General features: G+C 39.2%; 15 protein-coding genes. 3 read left to right on the forward strand and 12 right to left on the reverse strand.

Going from position 1 to position 14,479, the window contains the following annotated elements; genetic code table 11:
• Positions 1-60: 60 nt before the first annotated feature.
• The 5 genes from ACSR9O_RS02425 to ACSR9O_RS02445 form a co-directional block, all read right to left on the reverse strand.
• Complete coding sequence (locus ACSR9O_RS02425; RefSeq protein ID WP_491723852.1) at positions 61-693, reverse strand: competence protein CoiA; 633 nt, start codon at positions 691-693, stop codon at positions 61-63.
• A 98-nt stretch (positions 694-791) separates the two neighbouring features.
• On the reverse strand, positions 792-2,300 hold the full coding sequence (gene cls, locus ACSR9O_RS02430; RefSeq protein WP_491723853.1) for a cardiolipin synthase: 1,509 nt from the start codon (positions 2,298-2,300) through the stop codon (positions 792-794).
• Between the two features lie 113 nt (positions 2,301-2,413).
• Positions 2,414-3,082 carry an adaptor protein MecA gene (gene mecA / locus ACSR9O_RS02435; RefSeq protein WP_034314498.1) on the reverse strand — a complete coding sequence of 223 codons (669 nt, stop codon included), beginning with the start codon at positions 3,080-3,082 and terminating at the stop codon, positions 2,414-2,416.
• A 494-nt stretch (positions 3,083-3,576) separates the two neighbouring features.
• The gene (gene spxA, locus ACSR9O_RS02440; RefSeq protein WP_034314502.1) at positions 3,577-3,972 is read right to left on the reverse strand and encodes a transcriptional regulator SpxA; all 396 of its coding nucleotides are present in this window, start codon (positions 3,970-3,972) and stop codon (positions 3,577-3,579) included.
• Positions 3,973-5,126: 1,154 nt separating this feature from the next.
• Positions 5,127-5,708, reverse strand: coding sequence for a GNAT family N-acetyltransferase (locus tag ACSR9O_RS02445; RefSeq protein ID WP_230177392.1), 582 nt, complete (start codon positions 5,706-5,708; stop codon positions 5,127-5,129).
• A gap of 96 nt (positions 5,709-5,804) precedes the next feature.
• On the opposite strand from ACSR9O_RS02445, the gene ACSR9O_RS02450 reads away from it, so the two are divergent.
• Positions 5,805-5,993 carry a hypothetical protein gene (locus ACSR9O_RS02450; RefSeq protein WP_101224111.1) on the forward strand — a complete coding sequence of 63 codons (189 nt, stop codon included), beginning with the start codon at positions 5,805-5,807 and terminating at the stop codon, positions 5,991-5,993.
• Between the two features lie 51 nt (positions 5,994-6,044).
• On the opposite strand, the gene ACSR9O_RS02455 is transcribed toward ACSR9O_RS02450, so the two are convergent.
• On the reverse strand, positions 6,045-7,190 hold the full coding sequence (locus tag ACSR9O_RS02455; RefSeq protein WP_491725436.1) for a putative glycoside hydrolase: 1,146 nt from the start codon (positions 7,188-7,190) through the stop codon (positions 6,045-6,047).
• Positions 7,191-7,755: 565 nt separating this feature from the next.
• On the opposite strand from ACSR9O_RS02455, the gene trpS reads away from it, so the two are divergent.
• Entirely contained in the window at positions 7,756-8,742 is a 987-nt protein-coding gene (gene trpS, locus ACSR9O_RS02460; RefSeq protein WP_101224113.1) for a tryptophan--tRNA ligase, read from the forward strand.
• 33 nt (positions 8,743-8,775) lie between these two features.
• Here the strand turns inward: trpS and ACSR9O_RS02465 are convergent, their stop codons facing one another.
• The 4 genes from ACSR9O_RS02465 to ACSR9O_RS02480 form a co-directional block, all read right to left on the reverse strand.
• Positions 8,776-9,531, reverse strand: coding sequence for a YjbA family protein (locus ACSR9O_RS02465; RefSeq protein ID WP_034314514.1), 756 nt, complete (start codon positions 9,529-9,531; stop codon positions 8,776-8,778).
• Between the two features lie 108 nt (positions 9,532-9,639).
• Positions 9,640-10,410 (reverse strand): DUF2268 domain-containing putative Zn-dependent protease, encoded by a 771-nt coding sequence (locus tag ACSR9O_RS02470; protein WP_260356932.1) that lies wholly within the window; start codon positions 10,408-10,410, stop codon positions 9,640-9,642.
• 137 nt (positions 10,411-10,547) lie between these two features.
• A complete protein-coding gene (fabF, locus tag ACSR9O_RS02475) occupies positions 10,548-11,786 on the reverse strand; it encodes a beta-ketoacyl-ACP synthase II (RefSeq protein WP_101224115.1) in 1,239 nt (412 codons plus the stop codon).
• 51 nt (positions 11,787-11,837) lie between these two features.
• Positions 11,838-12,773 (reverse strand): beta-ketoacyl-ACP synthase III, encoded by a 936-nt coding sequence (locus tag ACSR9O_RS02480; RefSeq protein WP_101224116.1) that lies wholly within the window; start codon positions 12,771-12,773, stop codon positions 11,838-11,840.
• A 201-nt stretch (positions 12,774-12,974) separates the two neighbouring features.
• Between ACSR9O_RS02480 and ACSR9O_RS02485 the strand changes: the two genes are divergently transcribed.
• The gene (locus ACSR9O_RS02485; RefSeq protein ID WP_230177390.1) at positions 12,975-13,196 is read left to right on the forward strand and encodes a hypothetical protein; all 222 of its coding nucleotides are present in this window, start codon (positions 12,975-12,977) and stop codon (positions 13,194-13,196) included.
• A 44-nt stretch (positions 13,197-13,240) separates the two neighbouring features.
• Here the strand turns inward: ACSR9O_RS02485 and ACSR9O_RS02490 are convergent, their stop codons facing one another.
• Together ACSR9O_RS02490 and ACSR9O_RS02495 are read right to left on the reverse strand one after the other, a co-directional pair.
• Positions 13,241-13,423: a ComZ family protein gene (locus ACSR9O_RS02490; RefSeq protein WP_034314525.1), complete on the reverse strand. Its 183-nt coding sequence runs from the start codon at positions 13,421-13,423 to the stop codon at positions 13,241-13,243.
• A 217-nt stretch (positions 13,424-13,640) separates the two neighbouring features.
• Positions 13,641-14,474 (reverse strand): Rossmann-fold NAD(P)-binding domain-containing protein, encoded by an 834-nt coding sequence (locus tag ACSR9O_RS02495; protein WP_260356931.1) that lies wholly within the window; start codon positions 14,472-14,474, stop codon positions 13,641-13,643.
• Positions 14,475-14,479: the final 5 nt, after the last annotated feature.

Consider the following 14,479-nt stretch of genomic DNA (forward strand, 5'->3'; position numbering starts at 1 on the left):
AGGCAGAAAAGGGAAAACAAAGCAATTTCGGGGCAATGCCCGATTTGGGGGAAGGAGCTTTCAAGAAGCTGTTGTCAATTCGGCTAAGACGGTTCTAGGGGTAAACGGAGTGAGGTTCTTCAATACTGATAAATGATCAGTTTCCGGACAATACATCCAAAGAAACGGATGATGGAAGCTGCCGGTGACGAAGAGCCATTGGAAGCGGGTTAAACTGAATTCATACAAGCTTTTCCTTTTTAAGCGTTTTGCAGCGAGGATCCAGATTGGCTTGATGCCTATTCTTTGGTAGGCTCTTGTCCTTTCCATGAATTCCACCTCGGGGATAACTGAGCATTGAAATTCTATTGCATAGCGATTGCCTCCTATCACAGCTAAAATATCAGCCCTTTTCTTAATTTCAGGAAGGTAGGCTTCTAGATCCACTTGGTAACCATGTGATAATAACCACTGAAACAATTTTCTTTTTCCCATTAAATGATAGGCGGATTCCGGTTCTGAAGAAGCACGGCATGAAGAACTATTTTTATGTGCGAAATGAGGAATCCTGACGTTTCCCGCTTTGATGGTCATTTCCATCTTGCAGCATGGACAGTAATAATCTTCCGATTTTCTCCATTCATCAATCTCGTTTGCCGGTATCTTTTCAGGGAGGGTAATCCAAGTTCCATCTTTCTTTATCGCGGTTAGCATACATCTCCTCCTCATCCACTACATTCGCCTGCTTCGCTTAGGATTCCTTTTAATCCGCAAAAAAAAAATGCCTCATCGGCATAAAGTAAAGTTGCTATCTAAAGAAGGGGTGAAAGCAATCGGCATGTGGACTCCAATACTTTCAAACCGAAATTCCGTTTGGAAAACGCATCAATCTCCACTTCTTGAGATACCTTTATATCTTCCAAAAAATCATTCACCAACTGCCGAGTACTTTCCGTCCTGTAGAGAAAAGCATTGACTTCGAAATTCAGGTGAAAGCTTCTCATATCCATATTGGTTGTCCCAATTGACGCCAGTTGGTCATCGACGATGATGATTTTACTATGCATGAAGCCTTCATTATATTGGAATATACGAACTCCGGAAGCGAGCAATTCGGGAAAATAAGTTCTCGAAGCATGAAATACGATACGTTTATCGGGGTTCTTCGGTACGAGCAGCCTGACATCCAAACCACTTAAGGCAGCTACCTTCAACGCTTGAAAGATATCGTCATCAGGAACGAAATACGGAGAGGCAATCCAAACTGACTTTTCTGCCGAAGCGATCATTTTAAAAAAAATGCTTTTAATGATCGTCCACTCACTATCCGGCCCGCCGCCAATCAATTGAACTCCGCCATGTCCATGATGGTTCGGCAGGCCAACCATGAGATATTCATCACTTAAAAAACTATTATTGGTGCTATAATACCAATCCTGCAGAAATATGAGCTGTAAAGTCCTGACCGCCTCCCCCTTTATGATAAGATGCGTATCCCGCCAAGAACCGAATTTCTGATCTTGTCCCAAATATTCATCCCCAATATTGAGACCTCCGATGAAACCGACAGAGCCATCTATCACAATTATTTTACGATGGTTGCGAAAGTTGAATGTATTATTTAATAAAGGGAGATGCAACGGACCAAAAGCAACCATTTCAGCTCCCGCGCTCCTCAGTTCATCGATATATGAACGAGCTAACTTCCAGGAACCAACCGCATCATAGAGAAACCTGACCTCTACCCCTTCTTTTACTTTCTGTATCAAGATGTCCTTTAGCAGACCGCCAATGCGGTCATCCCTAACAATATAATATTCCAAATGAATATGATGTGTGGCTTTTTTTAATTCTTCGATGATATTGGAAAATGTCTCATCACCATTCCTTAAAACCCGGGTTTCAGTCGTAAATGAAATAGGGCTATTCCCCAGCCTATTTGCAAGAGTGATTAACTGCTGAGGGTTCTCGCCCATTTCCTTAATTCGGTCATTATACTCCGCCTCGCCGCCTATTTTAACGAAACTCTGTTTATCCAAAAAGTACTTCTTGCGAAATATCCTTTCTTTCCGAAAATGACGGCCAAACAAAAAGTAAAAAATGAAACCGATGAATGGGAAAGCGCCAAAAATAACCAGCCATGTTATGGTCTCGATGGGATCTCTGTTTTCCAGGAAAATGTTGAATCCAATTATCACCAAGAAAAGGGTCAATACAAGGCTGGAATAAAAAATCACCCTGCCATCGACACCATTTATTAGAAAATACCAAGAGCCGACCAACAAGAGAATTAGCAGACCGATGCCAACTATATTCTTCACCTAGACTACCTCCAATTAACAAACACAGGCACATGATAAAAACCTCCCTGCTGAGGTAAAACACTCATTCTTGGACGAAAAGGCCGATTTCTACTGAAATCGGCCTCAACAGTCTATGCGAAATATTTATCGACCGTTGTGAATACATCATTTTCGATAACTATCTTCCCGTACTCTTCAAGCATGTGCACCGTTATAGGTGACTCCTGACTATATTCCAATAAAAGACTTAGAACATTATCGATTTCTTCCTCATCAATTTCTGCCTCGGAAAATTCGATATAAAGATAATATTTATTCTGATAAACATAAAGTTTAGTCGTCCAGTCATCCAAGCCATGACGCTTGCTTAATGAAATGACATCTTCAAAATCCTCGAAAGTCGTGATGAATTCAATCATACCATCTTCGAATGTCATACCGCTTTCTTCATCTTTCCCATGAAAATGTTGATCAAGAAGCGTATCCATCTTGTCTGATACATTCAAATCCCTTAATTTATCATCTGAAAGAGGCAGCTCGAGTTTCTGACCATCTTTGGCAAGCTGGGCTTTTGTGACCAAAACTTCCAAGCCTTTTTCAAGGGCTTGAACTTGAATCCATAAAGGTCCTTCAATCATGAATTCTTCTTCTTGATGCACTTCATCCATCATTTCCCAAAAAAGTTCCTCACTTCGCTCACGGCTGTACCAAATTTCTTCGCGATCAAAGCCTCTTTCCTCAATATCTATATAGGAAATATAAAATTTAACTGTATCATCATTAATGCGTTCGATTTCCATGATTCCCCTCTCCCTTCCTATCTCATTTTGAAGGGATAATAACCCCCAAGCGAAAATTGCTCTTAAAAGCTCTTTACCCGTAAGTGAATACTGTAAATCATGATAGCCATTAAAACAGACTATTTTACATCATTTTATGACAAAACCTTGAAGAAGGGAAATAAAAAACATTACTTATCTAAAAAACAATTGTTTGCCTAATATTCCATTCATTCTATAAAAAAATTCATCCGCATGCAACTATCATAATGCTTTCTTCAATTTTAAACTTCCTGCCATTTATGCCTTATTATATACACGGCATGATGGTGTGCATTCTTATTTTTTCTTTAAATGATGACCGGTTCAAGGAACCTGCTGCAAATCCGAAACGTCTGCTGTCCCCTATGAATCCTGTTATGTTACCCGTCAATAAGTAAAAAAAATCAGCGGAAAATCGGTTATGTATAAAGAAAAAGCCCTGCACATTTCCTGGCAGAGCTTGAAAGACCTTATTAGTTGACCATACGTTGTGCTTCCCGTAACTGGAAGGTACGAACTTTACGTGGTAAAAAGCGTCTTATCTCATCTTCGTTATAACCAACTTGAAGCCGTTTCTCGTCAAGGATAATTGGACGTCTCAACAGACCTGGATTTTCCTTGATCAATTTATATAGTTCTTGAAGAGGCAGGCTCTCTAAATTTACGTTTAACTTTTGGAAAGTTTTTGACCGTGTTGAAATGATTTCATCGGTTCCATCTTCAGTCATTCGAAGAATTTCTTTAATCTCATCAATCGTTAACGGTTCTGAAAAAATGTTTCTTTCTTTATATCCAATCTCATGTTCCTCTAACCATGCTTTTGCTTTCCTGCATGAAGTACAACTAGGTGATGTATATAATGTTACCATGTTTACTCACACTCCCTAAATATAGAATCGGTGATCTATGAGGGGAAATCTACTATTAGTATTCATAAGTACCACTCTAATTTGAAATAATTTTAATTAAGTATTTCATTTTCTTTATTATACACTAAATTATTTAAAATGAATACCCTTTTTGATATTTGGAAAAATCCTTATAAACTTCTAGTTTAGCCTGTACTATAGCTTTTTCTGTTTTTTATGTAATACATTAAAACCGCTTTTTCTAATTGAAAATACCTACCTGCCATTCTCAGTTAACTCTCAATTCGGCCCTCATGATTTTTTTATTAACTCGTTACTTTTATTTACCCCCTATCTTTGTCAATAAACAAGTACATGTTAATATATTTTCTTTAATAAAAAGCAAATTCCTCCTTTTACAAGAAAAACCATTCTTTTAGCACATATATTTCCAAAAGTAAAAAAGTAATTCGAAAAAATCGGCGATAAGTGAGTAATCTACCATTCGAGAAGTTATAGATATTCATTTGCCTGCAAAAAATGCACAATAAGAAAAGACAGTTTGGCTGCACTCGAAAAAACCATAACAGTTGTTTTCAGAAATCCGCTCCCTTTCCCGCCGACTGTCTGCAAGCCGCATCAAAGCACGCGACTCCGGGGTCCCGGCTAGCCAGTTTTTCGGCAGAAGTGTCGCAATTTCCTTCAATCTATTGAGGGTTTTCATAGAATAGTAAAAAGCCCTAAACGATAACCTTTTATAATCGAGGTTGGGGTGAGACCATTCCGAACCTCCTTTATGGACAAATTTTTAGAAAGAACAGTTTGCCTCAATTTTTCTTTAAAAAACGTTCCAGATGTTTTCTGCTGGAGCACTTTTTTCGGCCCTTACTGTTCTTTTTCGACGTACTGAGCTGTTTTTTCAGCCGTTCACGAATTTTTTCGACCTACACCACTCTTTATTCGACCTATACCGTACTTTATTCGACCTTCCACGAATTTATTCGACCTACACCGCACTTTATTCGACCTTCCCCGTACCTTATTCGACCTTCCCCGTACTTTATTCGACCTACACCGCACTTTATTCGACCTCTATACCGTACTTTATTCGACCTCTATACCGTACTTTTTCCGACAAACTAAAAAGGGCCGGTTAAGCGCCCGGCCCCTTTTTTCTAAATTTCCATCTCTTTAAAAATATCCGTTTCCTGACTTGCATTCAAGCTTAGTACATCCTCTACATCTTGATAAGATTTCCCATATAGGTCATCATCTTTGTAGGTATGGATTTCAGAATAAATATCTTTCATGAAATCATATACGTCTTCTTCATCAACCGATGGGTTTGCTGGCCAATATAGGATTTCCATAGGCGTATCCTCCTTGGTGGCAAGGGATTTTCTGCTGTAGGTAATTGAAGAGGCATGCTGGAATCCTTCCCTTTTATAAAATTTCAGCCTTTTCAATGTATCGTCATCATTTTCTTGTACTGGTTCTACTTCCAGCAAGATCGTTTTCTGCTTTTTTTGCAATTTTTGAATTAATTTTCTTCCTAGTCCCTGACCCCTTGAATTCTTTGATACAAAAAGGTAATCAACGAATATAAACTCTTCTCCTTCCACATATAATAAAACATGGTCGGGACCTTCATCCTTTTTATATATTTCCTGCTTATCTTCTAAAAGAACTTCTATATGTTCTTTGGACTTCATTTCTTCAATAGGGAAATACTGGTTCAGCTTATCATACCAATTCATAATTTAATCTCCTCATTTGCTAGATTATACTTTCCAGATTTTTTCTTATCCACTACAATAGAACTTGAATAGCTTGAAAATATTAGGAGGGTTTTGATGATCAGTTACTTTTTGGACTTTTTTTTAGTCGCTGCTTGCGTTATTGGCATTACAGCTGTGAATGGCGTTGTGACGAATGGCATCGGCGAAAAATGGTTTGGCGGGAAACGTCACTCTCATATTTTCGATCAATCGAAACGAATTCAGTCAGGGTGGAGTAAAGTTGGCGGGAATAAAAAGCGGTAATTCAGAGAGAAATTGGATGACCGGAAGGCTCTTCCAAGGTCATCCTTTTTTTCATGGGGTATAGTCTACTCCCTTTGTATATCGATTTGCCGCATTCCATAATAAGTATTCATCAATACCATTATCATTCAATGCTTTTATTTGGGCTTCCACTTCTTCCTTTCCGTATCTTTGGTAATTCCCCTCACCTAAATATGAGGCAGTAAAATCTTGTAGCCAAGGTCTTGAAGTAGGTGGGGTTTTTAATTCCTTCAGCTTCCCGTTCTCCAATTTCGCATATTCCTTAACGAGATTATAAGGCTCCAAATCAGGCTTATCGATACCAAAATAAGATGTCCAGTGACTCGGATAGATCATCGAGGAAATTACATCGACATTCTCAGAGATTTTTGTGAAGTTTTGCCCTATTCCGGGAGCTTCAGGCAATGTAGCTGCATATCCAAAAATATCCACAGATACTTCCACATCATATGGCTCCAGTTGTTTCCTCGCATAACTTACGAAATCTGTCACTGCCTGAACCCTTTTGGCTGTATGACTCACTTTCGCTTCATCATATTCACCGACATCATATTTCAAATCATCTTCTTTATTTTCGAATCCTTCGGGAAAACGGACATAGTCAAATTGAATTTCTTTAAACCCCATCTTTGCCGCTTCAATGGCAATACCGACATTATAATCCCACACCTCTTTTAAGAATGGGTTAACGAAGGCTTCCCCTCGACCATTCCTCCAAACCTTTTCGCCATCTAAAAAAGATAATTCAGGCTTCTCTTTGGCCAAAAGTGAATCTTTAAAGACGACTACCCTCGCAATCGGATAAATCTGTTTATCCTCCATTTTTTTCAGCATTGCCCTTGGATTTTTTATGTAGTCTTTACCAATCCCAGCATATGGAGAATCTGGATCTTCGGTTTTAAACGTAACGTTCCCCTTGTCATCCTTAATGTCAATGACCATTGCATTCAAGTCGGTTTCATCTACATATCTAATAAGTTCATTCAATTTATTGCCGCCCGCTGCAGGCCCTGTCACATATATTCCGCGCACAGCATCCGGATAGTCGAATTTCAACCCCGAATTAAAAACAAAACGCGGTACGCTCGCAGGCAATTCTTTATTTTCTAATGCCACCTGCCTGGTTTCGTTCATGCCTTCTGCATGAACTGGCTGTTGAATCAGGAATATGCACATTCCTGTCATCAACCATTTACACATTGGTTTCATTTTCTCCACCTCATTCGCCATCAGTCATCAATATTCAACAAATATAATAAACCCCTTTCTTTAATACCACAAACAATAAACTTTACTCCTATATATTATAAATAATTAAAAAAACTGACTTACAAAATGAGAATACGTTCAACAACGCAGTTATTCCCTTGTGAGTATCCTTCCCTAAAATGGTCCGCTCATTGTGAAATATGTTAAACGGATTGATTTTCCTTGAACCCTTCATTTCTTCCATATCTAAAAAAAGAAGCGGCAAATCCGTTCTATTGGCTTGTTTGCCGTTTCGATTATACATTTAATATGAATAAATGCTAAAATACAGTATAGTGGACATTTCGTATTCTTAAAAATGGCATCGATACTGGACAAAACGGCCCTCCACAAGATTTAAATGAGCATTTCCCCATCACAGGAATATGCACATTTCTTTCAAAGAAAGTGGATTCATTTTCTATTTATCCTTACAATAATGAAGAGCGAATATCCATTTATCAATAAACGCATTTAGAGGAGTGACTAGCAGTTGAAAAGGATTTTCTCCGGCATTCAGCCATCCGGTTCCGTTACTTTAGGAAATTACATCGGAGCAATGAAACAATTCGTTAACTTACAAAATGAATATGAATGTTTCTTTTGTATTGTTGACCAGCATGCAATTACAGTTCCACAGGATCGCATTAAGTTAAGGAAGAACATTAAAACATTGGCCGCTTTATATTTGGCCATTGGATTAGATCCTGAAAAGAATACCATCTTCATTCAATCAGAAGTACCAGCACATGCCCAGGCAGGCTGGATTTTACAGAGTATATCCTATATTGGGGAACTTGAGAGAATGACGCAATTTAAAGACAAATCAACTGGCAAAGAAGGGGTTTCCGCAGCACTGCTTACTTACCCGCCGTTGATGGCTGCCGATATCCTCCTTTATGGTACAGATGTGGTTCCTGTCGGGGAAGATCAAAGACAGCATCTTGAATTGACACGCGATTTGGCTGAACGGTTCAATAAAAAGCATAATGATATATTTAAAATCCCGGAAATCAGCCTCCCTACAGAAGGGGCCCGTATCATGTCCCTTCAAGAACCAACCAAGAAAATGAGCAAATCCGATCCTAATAAAAAGGCAACGATAGCCTTATTGGATGATCCTAAGCAAATCGAAAAAAACATCAAGAGCGCAGTTACCGATTCGGAAGGAATTGTCCGTTACGATAAGGAAAACAAAGCGGGTGTTTCCAACCTTATGTCCATATATTCCATCTTCAGTGGAAAAACCTATACAGAAATTGAAGAGATGTATGAGGGCAAAGGTTATGGTGACTTTAAAAGTGATTTGGCTGAGGTGGTTCTTGGAGAAATCCTGCCAATTCAGGAACGCTATAATGAATTGATCGATTCGCCTGAATTGGATGAAATTCTGGACCGCGGTGCAGAAAAGGCGAACATTGAAGCCAATAAAATGATCAGAAAAATGTATAATGGCATGGGACTTGGCAGAAAGAGATAAAAAAAAGACGATCCTCAACGGATCGTCTTTTTTTCATAATATCGATGGGCTATCGCCAGCCTCCACTTGCCACAGCTTTTCAAAAAAAGGCTGCCCCTTCACAAGGTTTTCACAAAGCTGAAGATGCTTCTCTGACCAGCCTTCCTTCATTTCTTCATATAATTCAAGCCAAGCTATCTGAAAATCCATTTCTTGAATGCTTTCATATTTCTCAGGAGCCCATTCTGTATACCAATAGCGGATTTCAGCAGTGTTTTTCGCCGTGAATAATTGGTCCATGGCCATGAATAGCAATTGCTTAAGCTGTCTTTCTTTTCTTGTCAAACCGTTCATGAATAAGGGAGACGGCGACAAAATATGATATTCTTTCTCAGATGTAGGTTTTTCAGTAAAGGTGTAATCCATCTCATCATGGTTTTCTATCATGTCATAAACAATTTGTTCCTGCCGAGGAATTATTCTGCTTTTCCTAATCGGAATATGATACCCTATCGTATCAACAGCTAAGATTCCATTTCCGTCAGTCACGATAAAACAATAGTCGAGCTGAATTCGTTCATGATTTTTCCTTGCATATGCTTTTTGATATACATCATTCAGCAGTGGCTTAGGTAATTCTGACAAGTCGTTTTCTATGTAGTGGAACAATGTTGATGACACTTTCAACAAAGGAACTTGATCTAGTAGTTCGATCCCGTCATCCTTCCTCCATTCATGAAAATGACAAATATTATAGCCGTTTTCTTCTCCTTCAAACCAGTTAACCCATACATCATGAAGATATAGCATCATTCATCCCTCACTTAAACAAATTTCTGTTTGTCAATCAGTATAGGCAGGAACCATACAATTTATTCCTATTCTAGAAAACAGATTAAGAAAAAAAGAACGTATATATTAACTCTTTTTAGATAGGAATTCTTCAGATTGAATAATGAACGATTTTTTCACAGAGAGTTTCTCAGAATTTTTCACCAGGTAATAGCCACTACAGTATCCAAGCATATATGGATATCCTTTCATCCCGAGCAGAAGTGTATCATGAAGAGGATCTGTACGTTTTATCGTGTGCTTTTCCTCTAAATGCTTGCTCCAAAATTCTCTTAGTTTATCTTCCTGATATAACTTAGTCCAATTTGCTAAAAATTTTGTTCCTAAATATTTCCCCACCGTTCTTTCCGCCAGTCCTTCCATGATCATCGTATCCAGGAGAGTGAATTCTTTTTGGTCCTTTTTCAAATGATGCAGACGGCAAACATGATGATATTCATGAATCAACAGCGCCTCCATTTCCTTTTCGGCTATCCCCTTTCCGTAAAAAAGGAATAGTTTATCTTTAAATGCCAGCCCTGACTTCGTTTCAACTTTTTTATTCCATATCCCTGAAGACATCAGCGGAAAAATATATATGGGAACATCAGGCCCACCCCATAGCTTCTTATAAGCTGTAAACAAGCTTTGTGTTTTTTCCCAGACATTATTTTCGTTTAAGTCTTCCCATGTTTGTTTTGTTTTTTGATTCGGCGAATACATGCCATGCTTCAATAAATGATGATAAATCATGTCCGCATCAAGGGTATTGTTGAATGTACTTTTAACTCTTTCCATCATCTGGACCGGGCGGTTGAAATCCTTCTTCATCCATTCATTGGTTGAAATGACTCCCATTTCCCATACACCTCCGCTTCTATTGACTATCGTATGATTTAAAGAAGGCGGTTGACACATTTTATATCCCTTGTATTGGCAATTTTCCCTTCAACATAAAAAGAGCAAATCCCTAAAGATCTGCTCTTCCTTCAAACTTATTGATATTTTTTGAAAAGGATAGTTGCGTTATGCCCACCGAATCCAAGTGAATTACTGATGGCTGCACTGATTTCGCCCTTCCTTGCTTGATTCGGGACATAGTCCAAATCACACTCAGGGTCTGGTGTTTCAATATTGATGGTTGGAGGCAAAATGCTGTCCCTGATTGCCTGAATCGTGAAAATCGCTTCCACACCGCCTGCTGCCCCTAACATATGGCCCGTCATCGATTTAGTGGAACTTATTGCAAGTTTATTAGCATGGTCGCCAAAGACTTCTTTGACTGCCATCGTTTCGTATTTGTCATTGTAAGGCGTACTCGTTCCGTGGGCATTCACATATTGGATGTCTTCCGGATTCAAACCTGCATCCTCGATTGCAATTTTCATCGCTCTTGCCCCGCCTTCTCCACCTGGTGCCGGAGCGGTAATATGGAAGGCATCTCCAGTTGAGCCATAGCCAGCTATTTCAGCATAAATCTTGGCTCCTCTATTCAATGCATGTTCAAGATCTTCCAGAACAATGATTCCAGCTCCTTCGCCTATTACGAAACCATCACGGTTAAGATCAAAAGGACGGCTAGCCGTTTGTGGATCAGGGTTTGTCGATAAAGCCGTATTTGCACAGAAGCCTGCAACCGACATTTTTGTGATTGGCGCTTCGGCCCCGCCTGTAATCATCACATCGGCATCGCCCCGCTGAATGGCTTTAAACGCATCACCAATTGAATTAGTTCCTGTTGCACAGGCTGTTACCGTACATGAATTGATTCCTTTTGCACCCAGTAAGATAGAAACCTGGCCAGCTGCCATATCCGGAATCATCATTGGTACGAAAAATGGGCTTACACGTTTGTATCCTCTGTTTAAAAAGTTTTCATGCTGTGTCTCTAGTGTCTCCAGCCCGCCGATACCCGAACCGATCCAGACCCCGACACGTGCAGCATTTTCATCGGTTATTTCCAGCTTGCTATCATTATATGCCATAACGGAAGCTGCAATTGCATAATGGGTAAAACGGTCCATTTTGCGTGCTTCTTTACGATTTATATATGTTTCTATATCAAAATCCTTGATTTCAGCAGCCACTTTAACGGGATATTCTTCAGCATTCAAACGAGTTAAAGGTCCTATCCCCGATTTCCCCTCGATTATATTTTTCCATCCAGTTTCTGCATCATTACCAACTGGAGAGATTGCTCCAATACCAGTTACAACTACACGGCGATTAGTCATTTAAAAATGGCTCCTTCCTATTTTTAAAGCTCTTACGTTTTGCTTCTTCTTTTATTTACCCCACCTAAGAGCGATCGCTCCCCATGTAAGGCCACCACCAAAACCGACCATGACTATTAAGTCATTATCCTTGATTCTTCCTGCTTCCATTTCTTCCACAAGGGCCATTGGAATGGACGCTGAAGAAGTATTTCCATATTTATGAATCGTTTTTGTCATTTTTTCAAGCGGAAGATCCAAGCGTTCCCTAGAGGCTTCCATAATTCGTATATTAGCTTGATGCGGGACAAGCAGATCCACATCTTCTTTAGTCAAACCAGCTTTGTCCAAGACACCCAGGCTGGATTCACCCATCTGACGGACAGCAAATTTAAATACTTCACGGCCATTCATATGAATGAAATCTCCTTCTTGTAATAAGTGCTTCCCACCGGTTCCATCTGCGCCTAATTCAAAGGAAAGGACTCCTTTGCCTTCAGATACAGGTCCAAGTACAACTGCACCAGCTCCGTCACCAAAAAGTACAGCAGTATTGCGGTCTTCCCAATTGGTTACTTTCGAAAGTTTTTCAACACCGACAATCAGCACATGCTTATATGCACCTGTCTTAATAAATTGCTGTGCCGTGATCATTGCATACATAAAACCGGCGCATGCAGCACTTACATCCATTGCTGCTGCCTTCATCGCTCCCAATTTCTCTTGAATCATGCAAGCGACTGAAGGAAACGACTGATCCGGTGTAACAGTGGCTACAAGAATTAAATCTATCTCTTCAGCCAAAATTTCCGCATTTTTCAATGCAGCTTTTGCGGCTTCATAGGCCATATCTGATGTATCAATATCATCTTTGGCAATTCTTCTTTCCTCAATACCCGTCCTAGTCCGAATCCACTCATCGGAAGTGTCCATAATTTTCTCTAGGTCCGCATTTGTAACGATTTTGTCGGGTAAGTAGCGGCCAAGCCCTAGTATTCCAGCATTCATCTTGCCATCCCCTTATATTTTATGAGTTATTATAATCATCTATTATTACCTGGTACTAATTTTATATAAAAAAAGACTTCCTTGCAAGAGTTAACAATTTGAAAAGCTAAAGAAATCTCTTTCGGAAGTCGGACAAGCGCCTATGCCAAGGGAAATTGGGGACATACATTATAAATAAAAGGAGAATAGGAGGAATTCATTTTGGACATCTTCAATCGCAACCGGGAGAGAAACACGGATGATCATTTTTCTAATTTGATGTTTGGCAGGAAAAATGAACCGGAGCAAGAGGAAGCGCAGGTTGATTACATGCAATTGATGGCGAGCGTTGAAACATTGATGGGCTTATACAGTCAATACAAACCGACCATTGATAAAATCAATCTGAGCCCCTTGATCGCCAAGTTCTTGAAAAAAGAATAAAAAAATTCATAGGCTGCCCTTTTAACGGACAGCCTGCCTTTTAATTAACGTTGAGCATCTTGTTTACCAAGCTCATAAGCTTCTTGCATAACGCTTTTAAAGAGCTCCATGAATGGCTCTGCCATCTCCATTGAGAATGGAATCCCGCTTGCTTCAAGCTTCGCTTTAGCCTCTGGGAAGTATTTCATGGCGATTCCCATAAATTCAAGAGTTTTATCTGAACTCATTCGCATTTCCCCCTATCTTTTGAATATTCATCAATTGATCATTTTGATGCCAAAATAAGCTCAATATTATCATAATTCCACTGAACCCTTTCGTAAAGGACGTACATATAAAATCATGAATATCTTTTGATGTAATTCCTATCCTTGAACATTATAGTACAAGACATATAGATTAGAGGCAAATATACAGTTTTGTCCTTCCCAAATAACGAAAATGTCAATCACGCTTTCTCCACGTTTTAAGTAAGTTTAATCGTTTATTATGTTTTCTCTGTAATGCAATGCCTTCTTCCGGTTCCATTTTGCATTGCACTTCAAATAATGTTCCTTTATTGATTTTCGTTGTTGATTGGGAAGTGAATGAATCCATACTTTCACCAAATATTAACTTGGCACATTTATCCCAATGATCGTCGATACTGCTGCACAATTGGATGTCCCTATCGGAACTTGTGGCAAGCACCGCTTCCAAAGCATTTACAAAATCAGTGATGTAGAGAGCATCTCCGTTATATTCGGCAGCAATTGCCGCTTTGATATCAGACTGTCCAAGCTGATTGATTCCAGCTTCAAAGCTCATGCCTTCCGATTGCCAAGGTCCATAAATCGTCGGTAAAAATATGATTTTTGCAGAATCCATTCCACGAATCGAGCTTAATATCGACTGAAATATACTGACATCTTTTTCAATGGGCATGAAAAGAACGAAATTTGGCGTTTCATTCTTGCCATTTTTTTTGCATTTCTCGATGAATGAAACGATTTCTCCTATTACAAAATCGATTTTGTCCATTTTTCCGCTTTTAATATCGTAACAAGATATGAACACCGTGTCCTGCTGTGAAATATCCAATAATTTAAGTTTATTTATCGGAAAGTATAAATAATTTGAATTCCTGCCTATTTCAAATTCCTTTTCTTCCTTAATATATTGACTTGCTTCGGAATCATCCCAATCGATTCCGATTACTTCTTCACCTTGGTTCAAAAAGAATTGAGTCACATAGAATCCCACGAATCGATAAGTGCCAATGACAATGTTTGTTTGCATAAATA

The sequence above is a fragment of the Peribacillus sp. B65 genome (genome assembly GCF_058513295.1).